The organism is Thalassotalea sp. PLHSN55, assembly GCF_052030545.1.
Taxonomy (GTDB): Bacteria; Pseudomonadota; Gammaproteobacteria; order Enterobacterales; family Alteromonadaceae; genus CANMXU01.
On the sequence record NZ_JBPDIH010000003.1, the window covers coordinates 109,937 to 131,970 of the forward strand.

Below are 22,034 nucleotides of genomic sequence, written 5' to 3' on the forward strand. Positions count from 1 at the left end.
ATCATTATTTTTTATTTTAATGGGGTAGTTAGTTACCAGCATCTGAACTAGAGCGTGTTGATCTTTGTGGTATGAATGGTAAACAATTCGCTGCAAAAACATACACCAAAGGTCAGCGCGCTCTAATAACAATTTAGTATCATTTTCTTTGCGGTACCTACCCTATCACTAAGTTAATAAAACTAATAACACTATTTCTTTTAACTTAGCGATTTTACTTATTTAGCTTGCTTGAATATTCAAGGCATCACTCTTTTTCGGTAAATTTATTTTTCTTGCTAAAGCATTGCAGCAAAAATTCCCATGCTCGCCAGCATAAATAGCCGACAACTAAAGATGCGCCAACAGCAATAAACTTATCAACCGTGCCATGTATCGAAATGAATTTAGGTAGGTTTTGAATAATTGGCATATGCACCAAATATACAAAAAGTGACGACGACGCTAACATGTAACATAAAGTATTAATCGGTTTTAATACGACAATTTTGGCTTGAGTGATAAGTAACAAACCAAAAACCATGATCAATAGCGGCTGCGCTAAACTCAGTTCTGCTCGGTAGAGTAAAAAGAAATACACCACCGCAAAAAAGGCTAAAATATGGCCAATCACCACACGTTTGAAGCTGGTATCTGCAAAATAAATACACCATCCAATAGCAAAATACCACATAGGTAGTGCAGGTAGTCGATGCACATTAAAGTCACTCGGTAGTAGACCCAGTAACACTAAAAATGCCACTAAACTTACCGCTAGCATAACTAAGCCAAATTTAAAGGGCTCAGATTTGGCAAAATTCAGTACAGGTTCAATTGAGAACAGTATCACTAAAATAAGCAATAACTGCACTAATACTTGAATATACCAGTAATATCCGAAGTTAGTGATATGAGTACCGGTGAGGTTGGTATAGAGCAGCAAGGTATCGAGCATAGCAATATCGTTAACCCATAACCACGCGCCCATTATCAGCGTTGAAGGTAAGACAATTCGCCACGCCGACATCAGCACGGGTTTCACCTTGCCGGTTGAAAAAACTTGCTGTAATTGGAATTTAGCAAACAACAAACCGGCAACCATAAATAGCACCGAGGTATTACCCTTTATTCCCCAATTTGGAAAAGTATGAATAAAGACCACCGAGAGCATCGCAAACGCTCGAACAAAAATCGTAGTATCGATGTGCGCAGCAATTGACGCTAATTTACTTTGTTGTTCACTGCCGCTTTCTTGATTTGATCTTGCAAGTTCCTTAGAGCTGGCAATATCGTTGGAACTGGTATTAGCTTTAAGCTCAGCATTAACACCTTCTTTTATGCCTGAGAGTTCCTGTATTGACTTGTTTTCCCAACCATCAGGTAATTGACCAATAACCTTCTCTAATTCAATTGTGATTTGCACAAATGACAATGAATCACCACCTAAACCAACAAAGCTGTCTTCTTGGCGGATATCATGTATGCCTAAAATTCGCTGCCAACCGCGTATAATCACTTGGCTAGCGTCTTCATTACCAGCAACTTGATTGACAGGCTGACTACCCGCAGTTGCAGAGGCATTCGCCGATACTTCAACACTAACTTGGTTAGCGTGCTGACGAGGATCTGGTAGCGCTTTGCGATCAACCTTGTTATTTGGCGTAAGTGGAAATTTATCCAAATGCACCACAAAACTTGGGATCATATATTCCGGCAGCAGCGGCTTTAAATATTCCTTCAAGCCGACAATATCGATTTTGTTGCCATCTTCAGCGATAAGATAGGCGACTAAGCTTTTTGATCTAGGGTTAAGATCATAAACACCAACCACACATTGTTTAATATCGTCTCGTGCTTTAATCGCCGCTTCAATATCACCTAGCTCGATACGATAACCTCTAATTTTAACTTGGTTATCTAGTCGACCTAAATACACTAAATCACCATCATCAAGCATTTTAACTAAATCGCCAGTGCGGTACATTTTAGCCAAGTCGTTATTTGCATAGGCATCCGTCAAAAAGCGTTCTTTGGTTTGCTCGTCTCTATGGTGATAGCCTTTTGCGACACCTTCCCCTGCAATAAAAAGCTCGCCAGCGACACCTAAAGGCACTTGAGCAAACTTATCGTTTAGTACATAGGTGCGTGTACCGCGAATTGGCGTACCAATTGGCATAAGCGCCTGCGCTTGCTCAACCTGTTTCACTGTCGACCAAATAGTGGTTTCTGTTGGCCCGTACATATTCCACAATGAGTGGCATCGACTCAATAATTGCTCAGCTAACTCAGGCGGCATAGCTTCACCGCCACAGAGCAACTTAATGTCAGCGCTGCCCGGCCAGTCGTTAGCCAATAAAATATGGTAAGTTGCCGGTGTCGCTTGAAAGAAAGTTATTTGATGATCAGCCATTAATTGCTGTAACACGACCCCGTTCATCGTATCTTCGCGTTTAGCAAGATATAAGGTTGCCCCTAAAGTCAACGGTAGAAAAATTTCAAGTGCTGCAATATCGAATGACACTGTGGTTACAGATAACAAACGATCTTCTTTATTCATGCCTGGTCGTTCAGCCATAGCAGCAAGAAACGTACTTAAGCCATGTTGATATACTTCAACCCCTTTTGGTCGGCCGGTTGAGCCTGAGGTAAAGATGATATACGCCAGTTCGGCCAACTGCTCAAATTCAAGCTCATCATCAGTGTGACTTTCCCATAAGGCATCCGTTAGCGTATGTGTTTTACTAACAGATTCATCTCCAAGTTTACTTAATAAGTGTTGTTCAGACAGAATAAATGACGGCTGTGCATCTTCAAGAATTTGCGAGATCCTCGACTGAGGATGGTCAGGATCTAGCGGCACATAGGTTGCGCCAGCGTGCATAACCGCCAATAACGCAACCACTAAATTTGATGAACGATCTAAGCAAACGGCAACCAACTGCCCTTGTTCAACGCCATGTGATTTTAGCAATGAAGATAGCAGTAAAACTCGTCGGCCTAATTCCTGATAGGTAAGCACTTGCTCACCACAAACTAACGCTGTTTGGCTTGAACGATCACGTACCTGATGAATAAACTGCTCAATAACAGACTTTGGAAACTGGTCAAATGTTTGTGCATTAATTAATAAACTTTGCTCATCTGTAGTCAGTAATGAGTATCTCTCAATAGATTGGCTATTATCTTTAAGCAGAGCATTAAGAATAATTTTAAAGTGCGCTACGGTGCGATTTTTATGCTGCTCGGTTAACCAAACCGCATCATTAAAATGAAAAGCGAGCTTAATAGTGTTTGTGTCTTTATCAACCAATACCAACAGCACTAACGCTGCACTAGGTTTATCTCTCTCTTGTGCCACTTGCTCAGTAGAAAGCTCGCTCAGTGCTTGGTTAAAAACCGCGTTCTCTGTAAATGTTTCCGATACAACATCAAAACCGGTATTGGTTATACCGCGACATTGCTGACTATTGTCACCGCGAGCACGATGGCAAAGCTGCAACAGATCAGTAAATGTTGCATCAGTTGCAGGCATGGTAATTGGTGTGATTATTCGATTAGTTTGCTCAATAGTGCAGGTGCCAATTTCAAGATGATTATCTTCACCAATGCGTTTAAGTAACGACAATAAAACACTATTAACACAATCTGTTGGACTGTGTTCCTGTGCAAATAGCTGTTTGGCAATGTTTGGCTCTAATGCATATTCTTGTACAGAAAATGTCGTGCTCCGTTTAGTGGTAGCATAACCATAGATTGACATACGCGGCGCCAAAGCCTGTTTAGGCTCGTCAACTTGCTTGCCTTCAAGCTGGCTAGCGCCGACGGTTTGTTCTGCTACTGGTTGAGCTGACTTATTGCCAAGTTGCGCGACAATTTTCATACTTGACGAGTATTGTTCTCTCGCCTGCGCAACGGTTATTGCCTGCTGTACTTCAATAACGGGGTAACCTAAACGTTCAAGCATCGGGTTAAGCACAGGCGCGAGTTTTTGTATTTGATATTGAGGAATGCTATTCCATTTACCGACACTGTCGTTGTGCACTTGTTTTGCTTGGTAACTTTTATGATCGCCAAAGCCGACGCTCTGCTCTGACGACAAACCTTGCTCAAGCATTTTGGGTTCAAACTCTTCACCAACAAAATTTAGCAGCTCAGTTAACGTAGACTCAGTACTGGCGACAATATCTTCATAACGGTAAATCTTGCAGTGCTTGGGGTGCCTTTCATTGAGTGAAATGAGATCTTTGGTGACCTCCAACCAAGAATGGGCAAATGCCTCGATAGGGTGTGGATATTGCACTATGTATTTATGCATATCCTTGGGGTAAAAACCCATAGAGTCACAAAATTTAATGCAACTCATTGCCACATCAAGTGGATGTCTAACAATGCCAACAAATAAGGCATGTTCACCAATAAAGTGTTCAATATTGTGAATATGAAAAGCGTCAAATGCGGTTTTTTCCGCCCAACGTTGTTTCCCCTCTCTAGCGGCAAAATCATCTAAAAACGAAAAAGCAAACTCGCGAAGTTTGGTGAGTACCGCTTCATCATTAATACCCGCAAAATTAAGCCCTGAAAGCGCGCCAATATCTAGCCCAGCATGGGTTTTCTCTGACTCTAAAAACCGTCCGCAAGCACTAAGCAAATGAGTTTCAGGTGGGCTAGCGATTCTTGAATGGCCGTTTAACAATCGCCTAGTCAATGTGGTACCAGAGCGCGGATGACCTAGCAGTACAATACCTTTAGAATTTCTATTTTCCATGAAAGCCCTTGTAGTGAATATTTTGTTAATTTAGCGTCTAGGTAATCTACATTTTACCTTCATAACGACTTGTACAAATCAGTTACAAATTAAGATACTTGAAAAACTTAACAGGAACAATCGTTAACTACGTAGAATAAAAATCAAAACGGATATTAGGCATACAAATAGCGATTAAATCGACAATTTCATAGAGATAGTAGAAGTAAGAATGGGTATATTGAATACCCATTCTTTAGTTATTAAGCATGAATTAGTGAGGACTAGTGAGGATTAGTTAGCGCGAGGTTAATGCGGTATTTATTGAATGTAACACCAGTTTCTCTGGCGCCAAAAATGCTTGGTAATATTGCTCATTACTTTGCTGCATTGCAGTACGAACGGTGTCATCTTGCAGTTTTTTTACTTGTGCGATGCATTGCTCGACAGAATCAAACTCTAGGTAATTAACATCAGCTTCAAGTGCCCCAAATGTTTGAGCGTGCAACTTTTCACTGACCACTGCACGAGAAAGGGCAATATATTCACCAAATTTCCAACCAATTGAGAGCGATAAACCAGTAGTTGCGATACATACTGAAAATTGCTTAACGTAATCAATATAGTGCTGCTTTTGCGTAACGCCAGTGTCAGTGATGACAATGTCGGGATAATGCTCTTTAGCATATGGTGTTGCCGTTAAACCACCGGAAAAGTTATCGCCAAATTCGCTTTTTAATGCGCGAATACAAGCAACTCGCATTTCGTTAATTGCGATCCTATCATCGACTTGTGCTTGTGACAGTGCGAGAAAGTCATCTTTGGTTGGCTCCCACAATCGACACATAAAAAGCACTTTAAAGGGTTGGCTGCTATCAACACTTTGTTGTAATTCTTGCTCTCTTGGCAGGTATGAAAACCGGCTCTTTACGTCTAACTCTCGAAGAATATTTTTAATACGCTCTTTACCACTTGATAAGGCAACACAACGTTTTAACGCCAACCAAGAACATTGGTTAGGTTTAACCATGTAATTGAGATCGAGCGGTAATATTTTTGCTGAAATACTTGTGTGAATATCGCTAGCGAAGCTGCGTTTGAAATAAAAATCACACCAAGCTAATGCGTCTTGGTCGACTTTGTGTGCATCGTCAACATCATAATAAACGCGACAATGGCCATTTATTACCAATCGTAAACCACCACCGTGAATACCAAACGGTAACTTACAATTTGCTTTAAAATGCGTCGATTGTGTATCAATATGCTGTTTAAGTGTGATGCTATTATTAGCAGCGAGCTTTTCTAAACCACAAAATATTTGTTGTAAGTGGTTACTATTCGACTCGACATAAATCTCGCAATGTGGCGATTTCATCAACTTGTTAACGTCCTTTCAACCAAGCCCTCAAAGATGGACTCGCTGCCTTATTATTGTGTCATTAATTCTACACGAACGAATTGTAAATAGAACAATTACATTAATCGCAATTACAAAACGAGCAAAAAAAATACCGCGCAAGCGGCAACTAAGGTAAAGTAGCGCTACTTTTTAGTTTTTTTCTATTGATTAAAGAAAGAGATAAGTCAATTTATTCAAGATGGCGACTATGACTGCACCCAAAATTTCTGTTGTACTTCCTGTGTATAACGCCGAGCAACACATCAAAGAAGCGGTAGACTCGATATTAAAGCAAAGCTTTCAAGATTTTGAATTACTGTTAATGAACGACGGCTCTTCCGACAATAGCCTACAAGTAATGCAAGAACATTATGGTAATAATGAACAGGTTCAAATAATTGACCAAACAAACCACGGTTTAATTTATACCTTAAATAAGGCCATATCACTGGCCAAAGGTGAACTAATTGCTCGCATGGATGCCGACGATATTGCCTTTCCAGAAAGATTTGCCAAACAGGTTGCGTTATTTGATGCCGATCCAGATCTGGTTTTATGTAGTAGTTCGACGCAAAATTTTGGCGCTGAAACTAACCTAGCATTGCGCTCAGACGATAACGATGAACTTAAAGCACTTTTGCTTTTTTGGCCACCATTTGCTCATCCTGCGGCAATGTTCAAACGTTCAGCCTTTACCGAGCACAAGGTCAGTTATGATGAAAACTACAAACATTGTGAAGATTTTGCCCTCTGGAGCGAATTGGCGCCGTTAGGTCGTTTTTCAAATGTTACCGAGGTAATGCTTAATTATCGTGTTCATGAAAACCAAGTCACCAACACATTTCCTGAAACCGTACTAGATGCGCACTACCGCATTTGTCAAAAGAATTTAGCGGCACTTAAGGTTACATTCGATAAGTCATCTTTTCTTGCTTATTTAGGTAAAGAAAGACACGCGCAAGGCTTTGCTCAGGTATTAGGAATTTATCAATCAATTATCGCTGCCAATCAATCATTAGCTATTTATCAAGAGGCAACCTTGTGTCGCGTTATTGCTAAACTTGTTGGTGAACAAATCGAAAATTTTTATGGGATTGCCGGATTAAGCTTGGTCAAAAAAGACTACCCAAAACTTTATCAACAATTGGCGATTGGCCCACTATTGATAAAAGCGATACGACGCGACCTTATTCGTTTAATTCGAGGTAATAAAACAAAGTAAGTGCTGAGCTAGCTCAGAATTCGCTATGGGTAAATTAAGGGCTGGCTAAAGACTAGTTAAGGGCTAGCAAAGAAACTTAGTTAAGAACAAATACGTTTTTTCAAGTCATCAATGGTGGCATCGCCATCGATGCCTATACGCTTTAACTTAAAGTTATCTTGTTGGTCACTAAGGGTATTTATGCCATGCTCAAATGAAAAACCGATTTGATAACCTAACTTTTCAGCTTCGGCGCAGGTTTTATCACAGTAACTTTCTTTATCGCCTACCGGATAGGCAATGGCTGAAACTACGTCCGATAAGTGGCTTTCGATAATATCTTTAGAAAGTGACATTTCTTTGATTTGCTCAGCCAATGGCAAATGCGACAAAATGCGATGCGAGCGAGTATGCGAGCCAATATACATGCCCTTTTCCACCATATCGCTAACTTGCTGCCAACTTAAAAATAAGTTACCACCAGCGTTTTCTGTATTCAGTTCGCATTTAAGCTTTAGCCTTAATTCATCCAGCTTTTCATCCATTGAACGTGTATCTTCTTTAACACGGTTCATCACTAAACGAATGGTCTTGTTTATCGAAAACTTAACTAGGTTAATCGCCTTAAACTGACCAAACTGCAGCTTAATTTGCTTGGTATGTTTTACCATCCAAGCAATTTCATCCCACCAAGGGATCACGTTACTGCTAATGTAGTCTGACGGTAAATGAAAGACTGCGGATAAATCGTGTTTCAGTAAACTTGGCATTGCGACCGTATAGTTATCAATATAACCATCATCGAAGGTAAGCAACGCGTATTTTTCGTTGAGCGGCTGACCTTGGTGAATTAAGTCGAGCGCTTGCGGTAATGTCAAAACGATAAAATTTTCTTGGTAAAACTCAAGGTGCTTTTCAAAGCTTGATTGTGTACAGCTAAAGACATTCGGGTCGAATTCTGTTTTTTGATCATCACCAATACGGTGATAGTTAAAGCAATACAAGCCATTTGGTCTGCGTTGCCAACGAAATTTATTCATACCTGAATACTTCATCAAAAAAGCTTTGATTTTTCCCTTATTCACCATCACTAGTTTCCTGTATCAACCAATGAGGCAAAGGCGGGTTTAGGCAAAATATAGTCTCGATATTGATTAGGGTCGCCTTTTTCTCCGGCTTCAGCGGCTTTGACAATATTATAAGCCTCGCGCGCCGAAACATAGTGCAACTTGTACTTTTCACCATCGTTGTATTTTTCGTCTAAATAACGATGCATATTTTCAACAGATTCACCGAGCAAGATGTCCATATCGCCATCTTGGGCACCATGAGTATGAATTTTAATAAAACGCCAGTTTTCTTGCCCTTGCACGTGAATATTGGCATTTACCCACAAGTCTACGCGTTCTTTAGTTGGCGGATTACTGGTACGAATGTCTGAATTCTCAATTTTTGGCATAATGCCAAACTTACGCTTTTTCCAGTTAAGCATTAGCGCGCCATTAATTAATAACAAATCACCCCATGCTTTGCCACCGGCTCTTACCGCTTGGCCTTTATCATGAGACTTAGGTTTATTTGGGTCGTCTTTGGCGTAATAAATTGAGTTGATTGTTGCCGGCTGAGTATCACTTGGCGCTGAAGGAAAGGTTAAATCGGCATAACAACCTGTGTCTCTTAAAATGGTGATTTCGTCATTTACACCGCACCAACGGCCGTCACAACGAGAGTTATCTAACGCCCAATTGCCATGAATAAAGGCATATTGAATTTGCCCTGTTTCGGGGTCAACTGGCAAGGCTTTATGATCTTCATGTAATAACTTCGCAAAAGAAGTTAGCGTTTTGGTTAGATTTTCACTGGTATCGTTATCGTGATGTAAATGTATTTCAATTTCACCAAAACCGCGATAACACATATCCGAAAGCTTGGCTAAATGCTCAAAACGATATTCTTCTTCAGGATAAAAGAATGAATGCTTTGGCGAGTGTCCATCGGCATCTTTAAACTGCGACGCCATTTTAGGGTATTGCTCAAACCAGCGATCAACACGTTGTCTTTCCAGTTCAATATTGTCAGGGTTTTTCCATTGCGGCTCGTAGTGGTCAACAAAACAAAACATAATGTGCGTGGTTTCATTGTTATTACTACTGCCACGGCTGCCATATTGTTTGATATAAGCGGGCAACCATTGCAACATATTGCGCTGATTTGCCAAATAGACAAACGCACAGGCGAGCAAAATAATAAAACCTAAGAGTAACCACATAACAATCTATTCCTGATTAATGACTTTTCCAAAGCCGGCTGGTTGGCGACAACCAATAAACCACACCCGCTTTAAGCGCCGCTAAATTAAGCATGACAAAACTTAAAACAAAATTACTTTTATGATGTTTTTTATAGCTGTGCAAATAATGAAAAAGCGCATAACCATAAAAAGCACATTGCCCTATAAACGATAACCCTGCAAACCAATGCCCAACAAACGCACTGCTAATGAATAATAAAATTAAAAAATAAGGCACTAATAACCGACACACTTTATGAGAAATAAGCTCAAAAAACACCGGATTTTTAATCGGCACCAACAGCCAAGGTAGCAATTTAAATAGTTGATAGTTCCCTGCTAATGTTCGTACTTTTCGGTCAAACTCTTCGCGCAAGGTATGCGAGCCATTATCATAGGCAATAGCTTGCTCGCTGTAAGCAATACGATAACCTTGTTTAACCATAGACAAAGGTCCGTACATATCATCCAACACCACATCAGCAGGAAATGCCGGCATTAAACTTTTGCGGGCCATGTATATCGCACCGGTTACGCCAAGTAGCGATTTATAATGATGTTCGCACTTTCTGATCGCTTTTTCATAACGCCAGTAAAGACCAGGGTCACCTTTACTTTCTTCTATCAGTAAATTGCCGGTAACGGCTGCGACACTCTCGTCAGCAAAATAAGGCAGTAATTGCTTAATCACATCAGGCTCAAAACGTTGCCTAACATCCGCAAACAACAGTAACTCGTGACTGGCTTGCGCAATGCCTTTAGCTAACGCATACGACTTACCTTTATTATTTTCATAACTAACAAGTTTCACATTGGCTAAATTTAATGAGTTGATAAGTTCAACACTGCCATCTTTGCAGCCATCAGCGACAATAATAATTTCGATTTTATCTTTTGGGTAATCTTGCGCCAAAATATTATTAAGGCGTTGCTCTATCAATTTTTCCGCATTATAAATGCAAATAACCACTGAAATACTAGGCAACTCGTCAGGCAGGGTTTTCACCATTTTTCTACCAAAATACTTGGCAAGGCCACCAATAAAGAGAGGGTAGATAAAATAGGTGTAGGCTAAAAAAGCGATTGAAAAATAAAAAATAAAGTCCATTGCCACGTTATACTCTACTAAGGAGCTTCTTTAAATAAATAATTACTGAGCTGATCGATATTTGCTTGCCATGTATAGCTTGAAATTGATGCTCGAATATCTGCAGCGCTGTGCTTGGTTGCTAACAAAGTCGCAATGCCTTGGGCAATATTATCTTCATCATAATGAGGAATTAGCTGACCATTTTGCTGATTAACAACTTCAGGAATACCACCAACAGCTGTTGCAACCACAGGAACGCCACAGGCAAGTGATTCCATAATCACATTTGGCACACCTTCACGATAACTGGGTAAAACTAAAGCATGGCATTTCTGTAATAAATTAACCACTTTACCATGGTCAATTGTACCATGTACGGTAACGGTTGAGCTTAAGTCTAAATCTCCAATTAACTTTTTGATCCCGTCAATTTCAGGTCCGTTGCCCACCATATGCAAGTGAAAGTCTGTACCTTGCTCTTTTAGTTTTTTAACCGCACCAATAAGCTCATAAACACCTTTGGTTTTAATGATATTGCCAATAAAAATTAGCGAGGTTTGCGCAAACTTATCATCACTTGGCACAAATTTATCAAAGTTCACACCATTATAAATCGTTCGTACATTAGCACTTTCACAAATAGATTTAACTTTATCGTTAAGCGCTTGGCTAACAGTGATAACGCCATTAGCGATGGCAAAACTTTTTGCTAACAGTTTACGACGAAAGCTGTTTTCACTGTGCACATTAACGTCGCTGCCTAAACACTGAATAAATAATTTGTAACGGCACACCGGCTTTAGCCATGCACAAGCTAATGCGTCGGGAAATGCCCAACTGGCTAATACCGTTTTTGCTCGGCACAATTTGATAAAAGGCACTATCGAAATAATAATCGACAGCACCAATAAGAAATTATTTAAACTTCTAAAGACACCGGGAATATAAAAGAATGGAAAATAGCAGACATGCTTATAAGGATGCTGCCCTATTAATGTGAAAAAATGCTGAAAGTATTCTAACCAAGGCACAGGCACCAAATAGTCAACCTCGTGCTTATCGGCCAATTTACTGTATTGCTGAAAATTAAAGGTCGCTTTATTTCGCTGCCATGGCAATGGATATACGCTGGTAAAGAGCAGTATTTTTCTAGAAATATTTTTTGTCATTTAGCTGCTGTAAACCTTTTGGTAATCTTGATAAACCGACGCTATTGCATAATTGTCGTCAATAAATTGCTTTGCTTGTTTACCTGCGGTGCTGATTTTTTCAGGGTTTTGTATCAAGGCCGTTAATATCGTGTTTAACGCCTCGCCATCTTTTACTTGATATAGCCAGCCACTGCTTTTGTCATCGACCACTTGTGATATCGCGCCAACATCGGTTGAAATTACCGGTAAGCCAAAACCCATAGCTTCCAAAATAGACATTGGCAAGCCTTCGGTATTTGAGCACATCACCAAGACATCAAACTTAGGGTAAATTTGGTTTTCGTCAATCACATTACCATGAAAAGTCACTAAATTTTCCAATTTATCATCAGTGACCTGCTGAGTTAACGGCGCTTTTTCAGGACCGTCACCAAATATTTGCAGCTTAATTTTTGCCTGTATTTCAGCTGGCATTGATTTTAAGACGCTTAATAACAAAGCAATATTTTTGAGTGGTATTAAGCGGCTAACCACACCTAAACGTAATATGCCATCTTGTGTAGTTTCTGTGTGTGGATTATCGGTACTAACGCCATTTTTAATGACATCAACTTTCGTGCTTTGCCATCCATATCGCTGCTTAACACTGAGTTTTGCCGGTAAAGAAACTGCCACTATTTTATTGAGATATAACCGCGCAAATTGGTGCGCAAGCCTAAGCTGCCCTTGTGGCGGGTCAACTTCACCATGAATGGTATAAATGACTTTTTTGTTCAATAGAAAAGGGAAAATCGGTAAAAAGGCGCGGATAACTGAAGGGGAATGAATATGAATGATGTCGACGTTTTTTATCAAGGATAAAAACTGTTTTAAACGCGACACCATGCCGCCAATTAAATTAACAATGGTAATGGGGTGATTAGTTAAAACCGCTTGAAACGGATCATCAACGCGGCCGAAACTAACCACCTTCACGTTATCTTGTTGTTTATCTTGTTCAATAGATAAATTTTTAACGAACTTTTCAGCTCCGCCAACATTTAAGCTGCTAACAACATGGATAATATTTGTCATGTTTGTATATAAACTATCGGCCTTTGCCAAATAAAACGATTTCGACAGTACGCACCAAAATCAACAAATCCAATAAAAAGCTACGATGCTTAATATAATAAAGATCGTATTTTAGCTTTTCTAAAGAATCGTTTTCACTCGCGCCATAAGGATACTTAAGCTGCGCCCAACCGGTTAAGCCCGGTTTTACATTGTGACGTTCGTTATAATAAGGCAGGTTTTTAATCAGTCCCTGAACAAATTCAGGGCGCTCAGGACGAGGACCGACAAAGCCCATATCACCGCGCATTACATTATAGATTTGAGGCAATTCATCAACGCGATATTTACGAATAAACTTACCAATTTTTGTGGTACGGTCGTCATTTACTGACGCCATTTTTGCACCATCTTTTTCAGCATCAATGCGCATACTACGAAATTTAATAATATTAAATGCTTGGCCGTCTAAACCAACACGTTCTTGGAAATAGAAAACCGGCGCACTAAAACCTTCATCAAGCTTAATTAAAATTGCCGTGATCAACATCACCGGCCAAGTAATTAAAAAGAGCACAAACGCCATTGTCGCATTAAAAATCCAATCTAGGGTATTACGTAGGTAGTTTGAAGAGGCAAAGCCATTTGAGTAAATTACCCAGCTTGGGTAAATTAAGTTAACCGCAATTTGTCCGGTTTCTCGCTCAATAAAATCTAAGATTTCAGTAACTTCAACACCACGAATTTTACAAGCAAATAATTCATCAACTGGCAAATTGTTACGGCGCTCATCATTAGCGACAACAATTTCGTCAATATCGTGTTCAAGCGCATAACTCACTAATGAGCCATCTAAATCAATGCGAGTTTCATTTTGAATGCCGCCAGTTTCACTATCACCAAGCATATTAATAAAACCATGCATGTAAAAGCCTTGGCGGTCTACGTCACGGCGCATCCGCTTTTCGATAATAGAGGCACGTTCACCTGCGCCTAATACCAATACGCGTCGCTTATTAAAACCAAAAAAATCGACTTGCAGAGTGAAATAACGAAATGCACTCGCACAAATAAGGGTGATCAATGATGACAGCGCCAGTATCTCAATCGCTAATATATTTTCACCGTAGAAAGGGTTTACTAAGGTAACAATAAAAAAGCCAATTGCCACAGATACCATTAAGCGGCGAACAACACCACGAAAGCTTTCTCGTAATTTAGAGTTATATAAGCCTAACGATAATGAAGACAACTGTACCATGAGCGCAAATACCATGGCATAAATAAAGAGTACATTGGTATCGATCGCTTTTTGCTCAACAAAATGCACCAACGAATTAAAGTAGACAGTGAACAGTAGCGAACCTGCAAAAAGTACAAATTCGATCAATACCAAGGATTTACTCCCCGATGAAAGATCTCGAAATTTTGGGCTAGACATAAACTTTAAAGGTCCTTTAAAAGCAGCCTGAAACGAAACTGCACCATTAGAATTGATCGACAAACAAATGTAAAGCTCAGTGTTACAAAGCATGCGTTTTTGTTGTTATATTACGCAAAAAAAGCACGCCCGTAGTTATTTTAATTTCGTAACATTAACCCTGCTGCACCCAGCATACTATAAAAAAGCATCATAAAACCAAGTAATAATATGATAATCCGATGAAATTTTACATCAATAATTCTCAATCACTAAAAGATGTGCAACAATTGTAAAAATAAAATACAATCTGTTAACTTATTGCAGAAGCATTATTGCTCTGAACTAAATCTAGCCAATAAAACAAAGGTTATAACCATGGAAAAATACTTTACTCGTTCAATAAAGTTATTGCTCATTTTCATTTGCGCTCAGTTTGTTTCTAGTTGTAGCAGCTCTAGTAGTTTGCCTTCTGCGACAATCCACTCATCAAACACTGTCGATATCGCATCGTATAAGTACCTAATAGGTGCTGGCGATGTAATTAACATATTTGTTTGGCGTAACCCTGAAGTATCAGGTTCATTTACTGTTAGACCAGACGGCATGATCACCACATCACTGGTTGAAGATATTGTTGCTTCAGGTAAAACACCAACCGAATTAGCCCGCTCTATCGAAGAAATATTGGCAACTTATTTAAGAGATCCAGTTGTAACGGTTACCGTTAACAACTTTGTTGGTCCTTACAGCGAGCAAATTCGTGTTATCGGTGAAGCTGCTCAGCCTAAAGCAATTAACTACACGCAAAATATGACGTTACTTGATGTCATGATTGCTGTTGGTGGGTTAACTGAATTTGCTGATGGCAACGATGCGGTATTAGTACGAGTAGAAAATGGCGCGCAAAAACAGTATCAAATACTGATTGAAGATCTTATTAAAAACGGTCAGATATCTGCGAATGTTGATGTATTGCCAGGCGATATTATCGTTATTCCAGAAACTTGGTTCTAATCAAGACTAAAGCGCAATTTATAGCGTTTCATAATAAAAAACTTACAGAATTAAGCAGTCAGGTTTTTTTTCAAACCTGCATTAGAGGTTGTCAATGCAAGAAGTAATTGAACAAATTTTAGATTATCTAAAAGGTATTTGGATCAAACGTAGATTCATCATGATATCTACGTGGTTAATTTGTCCATTAGCATGGATTTATATTGCTCAACTAGATGATGTTTATCAATCAGAAGCACGAGTATACGCAGATACCCAATCAATATTAGGACCTTTGTTAAAAGGCTTAACGGTTGAAAGTAATCCTGACTATCAAATACAGCTGATGGTTAAAACATTACTTAGTCGTCCGAATATTGAACGTATTACTCGTATGACCGACCTTGATGTGCAAGTTAATACGCCTAAGCAGTATGAAGATTTAGTTGATGGTTTACGTGAAGACATAGACATCAGAAAAACCGGCGCTCGCAACGAAAACATTTTTACTATTACTTACGAGCATCAAGACCCTGAAATGGCACGTAACGTTGTACAATCAGCGTTAACGGTTTTCATTGAAAATACCTTAGGTGAAAATCGCTCAGACAGTGATTCAGCGCAAAAATTCTTAGATGGCCAAATTAAAGATTACGAAAGCAGACTGCTTTCAGCAGAAGCAAGACTTACCGACTTTAAACAAAAATACAGTGACGTATTACCGGACCAATATGGCGGCTACTACCAAAAGCTCACCAGCACCAAAGATCAGTTAAAAGCGGTTGAGTTAGGCTTATTAGAAACACAAACTCAGCTTGATTCTGCTCGCGCACAATTAAACAATAGTACTAAGCCGTCATCAGCTGATGCAGAAAGTCGAGTTAAAGATGGTAACTCTATCCAAACAACGTTTGATAGTCGTATCACTGAACTTGAAACAAACTTAGATTCATTGCTACTTAAATACACTGACAGACACCCAGATGTCATTGAAGTGCAAAAACGCCTTGCCCATTTAAATGACCAACGCAAAAAAGAAATAGAAAGCTACCTTTCATCTTCTACAGGCGATGACGGCGGCATGCAAACCATGAGTCAAAACCCGGTGATGCAAGGTATTCAAATTCAAGTCAACCAATTAGAAAACCAAGTTGCATCGTTCCAAGTGCGTGCTGAGAACTATCGCCAGCAGGTTAAAGACTTAGAAAGTAAGATTCATGTATTACCTGAAATCGAAGCTGAGCTAGTTGCACTTAATCGTGGTTATGATATTACCAAAGAAAAATACGAAGAATTATTAGTGCGTAAAGAAACGGCGCAGCTTGCACAGCAAGCAGAAGAAACAACAAACAAAATTCAATTTAAAGTTATCGATCCACCTAGAGCGCCAACAGAACCAACAGGCCCTAAACGTATTTTGTTTTTGATCGTTGCTACAGTCTTTGGTATTGCAGTTGGTGTTGGTATTTCGTTATTAACCAGTCAAATAAACCCAGTAGTTACTTCGAGTAGCCAAGTCAGCCAAGCAACAGGTATTCCTGTATTTGGCGTGATCGCTGCAACAGAAAACTTAGGATTACAGCAATGGCACAAACGCAAAACACGTTGGTTCATTTTATCTAACGTCTTGTTACTGCTTTTATTGTTATGCTTTATTGCATTCGCCTTATCACCTGAAAAAATACTGGCGCCATTGAGAGGGATGTTATAACTCATGAGTACTATTGAAAAAGCGCTTGAAAAACAAAAAGCGAAACAAGAACAAACTAAAACGGCTGCCGTAGAACCAACGCCACAAGCAGAGCCTGTTGAAGCGACAGATAATAACGCCAGCTCACATGTACAAGCCCCAACGCCATTTGAGATTAATACCAACAGCCTTGAGCAACGTGGCTTTTTAATTGATACCGGTACACGTAAAAGCATTAAAGATGAATTTCGCCAAATTAAGCGCAAGCTGCTTAATAATGCTTTTGGTAGTGGTGCTAAAATGCTGAATAACAGCAACTTAATTATGGTCAGTAGTTCGAAACCTAACGAGGGGAAAACCTTTGTTTCGATCAACCTTGCTTTGAGTATTGCGCTTGAAAAAGACAAAACTGTATTGCTTATTGATGCTGATGTATTAAGACCAAGCGTCAACAGAGAATTAGGTTTAGAGCAAGCACCAGGCTTAATTGAATATTTATTAGGTGATAAAAATGATATCGGTGAAGTAATGTATCATACCAGTATTGATAAGCTTAATATTATTCCTGCTGGCGTACCTCACCATTTATCAAACGAACTATTAGCCAGTGACCGTATGTTATCACTCGCACAAGAACTCGCTAATAGATACCCTGACCGTGTCGTTATTTTTGACTGCCCACCACTTGTTGGTGTTACTGAAACTATCGTTTTATCAAGTTTAATGGGTCAAGCGATTGTAGTTGTTGAAGAGTCTAAAACCCAAATAGCCGACATTAAAAAGGCAACCGCTAACTTAAGCGAAGACCTCGCTGTTGGTCTTGTCGTAAATAAAGCAATCAGATCTCATAAGGATATGTATGGCTACTATGGTTATGGCTACAACGCAAAAGACTAATAAAGTAACACTTGCGGTTATTTTAGCGATGCTGCCAGCCTATTCTATGGCTAGCAGCTGGAACTTTACGCCGCAATTAACCTTAGATGAGACTTTTTCAGACAACGTTGAGCTGTCGAGATCAAATGAAACCTCTAGCTTGGTTAGCCAAGTTGGGGTTAAGCTACAAGAAGAATATGTCGCCAGTAAAGCCGGCCTCAATATTGACCTTCACAGTGTCTATGCCATGTATAGCCACGACAGCGATATCAACAACGATTACCATACCTTAGACTCAAACGGTTATATTCACCTTGGCCCTGATGGCTTATCATTAATTGGTCGCGCCAATATTGCACAAGAATCTCGTAGTGCGGGAAGCAACGCATTGGCCGATATTGTTTCAGGCGATATTGTCGAAATTCAGCGTTATACCACAGGCTTAAATTACGAAACCAGCAATAGCGAATTTTCATTAAGCGGTTCAGTACTTTTTGCTAAAACCCTTGCTGAAGACAATATTGGCGAAAGTGACGGCATCATCAGTTCACTGCGCAGCGCAAATGGTTCCAATGCCGATTATGTTTTTTGGGAACTATCTGCCGAGCACAATGAGTTTAAAAACCGAGGCGAAGAGCGAGAAATGTATCAAGGTGAAATAAAGCTAGGTTTAATTACCGGTTATAAATTCACCCCTTTTGTTCGTTATTACGATGAGAATTTTGAAGGCAACTTCGGCAGCCAAGCACTTGAGTCAAACTCTTACGGATTAGGTGTTCGCTGGTTAGTGAACCCGCGTTTACAAGTCGATGTCAGTTACAATAAACCCATTGATGAACAAGTTGACAGCAATGGCGAAGTCTTTGAAGAATACGTCGATAGTAAAATTCAGTGGCAACCAACAGAAAGAACTAGCTTAACGGCAAGTTTCTCGCAACGTTTCTTTGGGGATAGCTACGGATTAGATTTCAAACATAGAAATAGACGATTAACCAACAAAATCACCTATACCGAACAAGTTGAAGCTTTCACCCGGTATAACATTGAAATAGTTGAATTAGGTCAGTTGTGGTGTCCAACCGCTGGTTTTGACAATATCAGTGAATGTAATTTATCAAACAACCCGCCAGCGAATATCGATGATTATGAACTACTCACTTTAAACAACAACCAGTTAGTGGAAGATAATGCCTTAACGCTTAACAAACGCTTGTCATGGACAACCTCTCTAACTTTGCCACGAACCAAATTTTCGTTGACTGTTTCAGGTAATGACAGAGAAGATCTCGAAAACGGTCGAAACGATAAATATCTAAGTGCGCGATTTAACATTAATCGTGAAGTTAGCGGCTACTCTACCGTTAACTTTTCAACAATTTATACTGAGAATGAGCTGAATCGACGAGGTGAAGGTGGTCGACAAGACGATGAATATCGCCGTTACCTCATTGAGTATGATCGTAAATTTAACAGCCGTTTATCTGCTGTTTTTGGATTAAGTCATCTGACACGAGAGTCAACCAATATTCGCTTTAACTACGATGAATCTCGCGTGTACTTACAGCTAACCAAAGGTTTTTAATTAAGATGTATGAAAATTATTATGGTTTTAAAGAACGCCCTTTTCAGCTAAGCCCTGATCCGCGTTTTTTCTTTGCGTCAAATCACCATCAGCGAGCATTATCTTACTTACAGTATGGCCTTGACCAAGGTGAAGGTTTTATTGTTATTACAGGTCCTATTGGTACCGGTAAAACCACCATTGCCCGTAACCTACTTAATAATATAGGCGACTCTAATATAGTCGCGATTCAACTGGTAACGACCAAATTAAATCCTCAAGAATTACTTGAGCTTGTTGCCTCTGAGTTTAAATTAACAATTACTTCCGACAGTAAAGCCGATTTAATTCAAGAAATAGAAAAGTTTCTTATTGGTTTAAGTCAGCAAGGTAAGCGTGCGCTGATTATTGTTGATGAAGCGCAAAACTTACCGGCAGAAACGGTTGAAGAATTGCGTATGCTGTCGAATTTCCAACTAGATAATAAACCGTTAGTACAAAGCTTTTTGTTAGGGCAAGAAGAGTTAAAAGGCATAATTCAAGCGCCTAATATGGAGCAATTTAGGCAACGTATTATTGCATCCGCTCATTTAAAACCTTTATCAAGTGAAGAAGTTAAAGACTACATCAATCACCGCTTACAACAAGCAGGTTGCAATAAAGAAGACCTTTTTGCTGAAGAAGCTTTTGAGCTTATCCATGAAAAAACGTTAGGCGTACCACGTAAAATTAACATTTTTGTCGACCGCTTATTATTATTTGGTTTTCTGGAAGAGCTAGACAAAATTAGCATTGATGCCATTAAAGATGTCGCAGAAGAAATGCAAGTAGAGCTTACCGGTTCTATCAATACCCAAGATTTAGCGAGCAACGAGCCCTCACAAGCCAAGCAAGTACAAGTGAATGCACCTGAGCATGTTGAAAACGTCAAAAATGTCTTGCGTGAAGTTGAAGATATTCTTGAAGGTTCGATTAAACAGAAAATAAAAATGGCACGTTACGTCGATAAATTGCTAAAACAAAAAAGCAGTAATTACGCCAAGCAAAATGTTGAGTAGGCATTCATTGCCTTAATCTACATACTGTAAAGTACGATTAAACAAAAAAAGCCAATTGAAACTTTAGTTCAATTGGCTTTTTTCTTGTGCTAATTAACCTAAACTCGGCTAGTTAAGCTCAGCTCAACGAGCTCATATCAAATTCGACTATTCAACTATTCGACTATTCATTGATGGTAAGGTTATATTTTTCAATTAATGAATATAACGTCGGTCTAGTAACACCTAACAGCTCAGAGGTTTTAGACATATTGCCTTCTGACAAAGCATATGCCTTTTGAATCGCTAAAGATTCTGCCTGTTCTCGTACCGTGCGAAGGTTCAAATTAAGTTCATAATCTGTGCCTTCAAAGTCAAAAAAGCCTAAGTCCATTGCAGTAACTTGAGCGCCAGTACTCATGATCACCGAGCTTTTAACTTTATTTTGTAATTCACGAATATTACCCGGCCATTTATGGGCGCGAATAGCACTAATGCCATCGTCTGAAAAACCTTTTACGTTGCGTTTATATTCGAGCGCGTATTGCTGTAAAAAGTACTGCGCAAGAATAACGACATCTTCGTCTCTATCTCTTAGCGGCGGAATATTTAAGGTAATTTCGCTCACGCGATAGAACAGATCTTCGCGGAAGGTTTTTTCCTTGACCATTTCTTCGAGGTTTTGATTGGTTGCACAAACTACACGTACATCAACCGAAATTTCCTGACGGCCACCTAAACGCTCAATGCATTTTTCTTGTAAAAAGCGCAGTAATTTAGCTTGCAGATTAAACGGCATATCACCAATTTCATCAAGAAATAAGGTGCCGCCTTCAGCGCATTCAATTTTGCCTTTGGTCGTTTTATGAGCACCAGTAAATGCACCTTTTTCAAAACCAAACAGCTCACTTTCTAATAGGGTTTCAGGAATTGATGCACAGTTAATGGCGATAAATGGCTTTTTCTTACGATCACTCGCTAAATGCACCGCATTAGCGGTTACTTCTTTACCTGTACCACTTTCACCCAATAACAAGGCAGTGATACCTGTTGGCGCAATGCGCTTAACCATAGTGCGCAAGCGTTCAATCGACTCACTGTTGCCAATAATGCCAATATCGCTGCCAGCAACGGCACGCATGTCACGGTTCTCTTGTTCAATCGTCGCTAAGGTAAACGCCCGAGATATAATGACATTTATAACATCTGAATCTATTGGCTTTTGATAAAAATCGTAAGCACCTGCGGCAATCGCTTTTAGCGCATTAGTTCTGTCTTCATTACCGGTGATCACTATTACTTTGGTGTGTGGGGCAATGGTTAAAATTTCTTGTAAGGCAGCCAAACCTTCTGTGGCATTCGCTTCATCTGGCGGTAAACCTAAATCTAAGGTCACCACTTTAGGTTCGTGGCGTCTTACCGCAGCAATTGCACTTTCTCGATCAGAGGCAAGTACTACGTCGTAATCAGACAAGCTCCACTTGAGCTGTTTCTGAATACCCTTGTCATCGTCGATAATGAGTAATTTGTCCATCTAATTTTTG

The 22,034-nt window shown here is 39.6% G+C and carries 15 protein-coding genes; 6 read left to right on the forward strand and 9 right to left on the reverse strand.

Annotated elements, in window-relative coordinates:
* Positions 1 to 247: 247 nt before the first annotated feature.
* The gene (locus ACRRSQ_RS06385; RefSeq protein ID WP_440874878.1) at positions 248 to 4,744 is read right to left on the reverse strand and encodes an amino acid adenylation domain-containing protein; all 4,497 of its coding nucleotides are present in this window, start codon (positions 4,742 to 4,744) and stop codon (positions 248 to 250) included.
* 277 nt (positions 4,745 to 5,021) lie between these two features.
* The gene (locus tag ACRRSQ_RS06390; RefSeq protein ID WP_440874879.1) at positions 5,022 to 6,101 is read right to left on the reverse strand and encodes a hypothetical protein; all 1,080 of its coding nucleotides are present in this window, start codon (positions 6,099 to 6,101) and stop codon (positions 5,022 to 5,024) included.
* A 232-nt stretch (positions 6,102 to 6,333) separates the two neighbouring features.
* On the opposite strand from ACRRSQ_RS06390, the gene ACRRSQ_RS06395 reads away from it, so the two are divergent.
* A complete protein-coding gene (locus ACRRSQ_RS06395; RefSeq protein WP_440874880.1) occupies positions 6,334 to 7,347 on the forward strand; it encodes a glycosyltransferase family 2 protein in 1,014 nt (337 codons plus the stop codon).
* 80 nt (positions 7,348 to 7,427) lie between these two features.
* Here the strand turns inward: ACRRSQ_RS06395 and ACRRSQ_RS06400 are convergent, their stop codons facing one another.
* Genes ACRRSQ_RS06400 through ACRRSQ_RS06425 form a run of 6 tightly spaced genes read right to left on the reverse strand, consistent with a single transcriptional unit; the run spans position 7,428 to position 14,351 of the window.
* Complete coding sequence (locus ACRRSQ_RS06400; protein WP_440874881.1) at positions 7,428 to 8,366, reverse strand: polysaccharide deacetylase family protein; 939 nt, start codon at positions 8,364 to 8,366, stop codon at positions 7,428 to 7,430.
* A gap of 50 nt (positions 8,367 to 8,416) precedes the next feature.
* The gene (locus ACRRSQ_RS06405) at positions 8,417 to 9,595 is read right to left on the reverse strand and encodes a hypothetical protein (protein ID WP_440874882.1); all 1,179 of its coding nucleotides are present in this window, start codon (positions 9,593 to 9,595) and stop codon (positions 8,417 to 8,419) included.
* Between the two features lie 16 nt (positions 9,596 to 9,611).
* Positions 9,612 to 10,724 carry a glycosyltransferase family 2 protein gene (locus tag ACRRSQ_RS06410; RefSeq protein ID WP_440874883.1) on the reverse strand — a complete coding sequence of 371 codons (1,113 nt, stop codon included), beginning with the start codon at positions 10,722 to 10,724 and terminating at the stop codon, positions 9,612 to 9,614.
* 17 nt (positions 10,725 to 10,741) lie between these two features.
* On the reverse strand, positions 10,742 to 11,875 hold the full coding sequence (locus tag ACRRSQ_RS06415; protein WP_440874884.1) for a glycosyltransferase: 1,134 nt from the start codon (positions 11,873 to 11,875) through the stop codon (positions 10,742 to 10,744).
* Entirely contained in the window at positions 11,876 to 12,931 is a 1,056-nt protein-coding gene (locus tag ACRRSQ_RS06420) for a glycosyltransferase (RefSeq protein WP_440874885.1), read from the reverse strand.
* A 13-nt stretch (positions 12,932 to 12,944) separates the two neighbouring features.
* Positions 12,945 to 14,351 (reverse strand): TIGR03013 family XrtA/PEP-CTERM system glycosyltransferase, encoded by a 1,407-nt coding sequence (locus tag ACRRSQ_RS06425; protein WP_440874886.1) that lies wholly within the window; start codon positions 14,349 to 14,351, stop codon positions 12,945 to 12,947.
* A gap of 357 nt (positions 14,352 to 14,708) precedes the next feature.
* Here ACRRSQ_RS06425 and ACRRSQ_RS06430 point away from each other — a divergent pair, with 357 nt between their 5' ends.
* The 5 genes from ACRRSQ_RS06430 to ACRRSQ_RS06450 all read left to right on the forward strand — a co-directional run bounded on the left by ACRRSQ_RS06430 (position 14,709) and on the right by ACRRSQ_RS06450 (position 20,511).
* The gene (locus tag ACRRSQ_RS06430) at positions 14,709 to 15,347 is read left to right on the forward strand and encodes an XrtA/PEP-CTERM system exopolysaccharide export protein (RefSeq protein ID WP_440874887.1); all 639 of its coding nucleotides are present in this window, start codon (positions 14,709 to 14,711) and stop codon (positions 15,345 to 15,347) included.
* 94 nt (positions 15,348 to 15,441) lie between these two features.
* Positions 15,442 to 17,037: an XrtA system polysaccharide chain length determinant gene (locus ACRRSQ_RS06435; RefSeq protein ID WP_440874888.1), complete on the forward strand. Its 1,596-nt coding sequence runs from the start codon at positions 15,442 to 15,444 to the stop codon at positions 17,035 to 17,037.
* Positions 17,038 to 17,040: 3 nt separating this feature from the next.
* A complete protein-coding gene (locus ACRRSQ_RS06440; RefSeq protein WP_440874889.1) occupies positions 17,041 to 17,913 on the forward strand; it encodes an XrtA-associated tyrosine autokinase in 873 nt (290 codons plus the stop codon).
* A complete protein-coding gene (locus ACRRSQ_RS06445) occupies positions 17,876 to 19,474 on the forward strand; it encodes a TIGR03016 family PEP-CTERM system-associated outer membrane protein (protein ID WP_440874890.1) in 1,599 nt (532 codons plus the stop codon). Before ACRRSQ_RS06440 ends, ACRRSQ_RS06445 begins: the two co-directional genes overlap by 38 nt.
* 5 nt (positions 19,475 to 19,479) lie before the next feature.
* The gene (locus ACRRSQ_RS06450) at positions 19,480 to 20,511 is read left to right on the forward strand and encodes an XrtA/PEP-CTERM system-associated ATPase (protein ID WP_440874891.1); all 1,032 of its coding nucleotides are present in this window, start codon (positions 19,480 to 19,482) and stop codon (positions 20,509 to 20,511) included.
* 163 nt (positions 20,512 to 20,674) lie between these two features.
* On the opposite strand, the gene prsR is transcribed toward ACRRSQ_RS06450, so the two are convergent.
* A complete protein-coding gene (gene prsR, locus ACRRSQ_RS06455) occupies positions 20,675 to 22,024 on the reverse strand; it encodes a PEP-CTERM-box response regulator transcription factor (protein ID WP_440874892.1) in 1,350 nt (449 codons plus the stop codon).
* Positions 22,025 to 22,034: the final 10 nt, after the last annotated feature.

Excerpts from the sequence above, each read along its gene's own strand:
- ACRRSQ_RS06435 (WP_440874888.1), top strand. The coding sequence starts at position 15,442 with ATGCAAGAAGTAATTGAACAAATTTTAGATTATCTAAAAGGTATTTGG.
- ACRRSQ_RS06440 (WP_440874889.1), top strand. The coding sequence starts at position 17,041 with ATGAGTACTATTGAAAAAGCGCTTGAAAAACAAAAAGCGAAACAAGAA.
- ACRRSQ_RS06415 (WP_440874884.1), bottom strand. The coding sequence starts at position 11,875 with ATGACAAAAAATATTTCTAGAAAAATACTGCTCTTTACCAGCGTATAT.
- ACRRSQ_RS06385 (WP_440874878.1), bottom strand. The coding sequence starts at position 4,744 with ATGGAAAATAGAAATTCTAAAGGTATTGTACTGCTAGGTCATCCGCGC.
- ACRRSQ_RS06430 (WP_440874887.1), top strand. The coding sequence starts at position 14,709 with ATGGAAAAATACTTTACTCGTTCAATAAAGTTATTGCTCATTTTCATT.
- ACRRSQ_RS06405 (WP_440874882.1), bottom strand. The coding sequence starts at position 9,595 with ATGTGGTTACTCTTAGGTTTTATTATTTTGCTCGCCTGTGCGTTTGTC.
- ACRRSQ_RS06450 (WP_440874891.1), top strand. The coding sequence starts at position 19,480 with ATGTATGAAAATTATTATGGTTTTAAAGAACGCCCTTTTCAGCTAAGC.
- ACRRSQ_RS06400 (WP_440874881.1), bottom strand. The coding sequence starts at position 8,366 with ATGAATAAATTTCGTTGGCAACGCAGACCAAATGGCTTGTATTGCTTT.
- ACRRSQ_RS06395 (WP_440874880.1), top strand. The coding sequence starts at position 6,334 with ATGACTGCACCCAAAATTTCTGTTGTACTTCCTGTGTATAACGCCGAG.
- ACRRSQ_RS06410 (WP_440874883.1), bottom strand. The coding sequence starts at position 10,724 with ATGGACTTTATTTTTTATTTTTCAATCGCTTTTTTAGCCTACACCTAT.
- ACRRSQ_RS06445 (WP_440874890.1), top strand. The coding sequence starts at position 17,876 with ATGGCTACTATGGTTATGGCTACAACGCAAAAGACTAATAAAGTAACA.
- prsR (WP_440874892.1), bottom strand. The coding sequence starts at position 22,024 with ATGGACAAATTACTCATTATCGACGATGACAAGGGTATTCAGAAACAG.
- ACRRSQ_RS06390 (WP_440874879.1), bottom strand. The coding sequence starts at position 6,101 with ATGAAATCGCCACATTGCGAGATTTATGTCGAGTCGAATAGTAACCAC.
- ACRRSQ_RS06425 (WP_440874886.1), bottom strand. The coding sequence starts at position 14,351 with ATGTCTAGCCCAAAATTTCGAGATCTTTCATCGGGGAGTAAATCCTTG.
- ACRRSQ_RS06420 (WP_440874885.1), bottom strand. The coding sequence starts at position 12,931 with ATGACAAATATTATCCATGTTGTTAGCAGCTTAAATGTTGGCGGAGCT.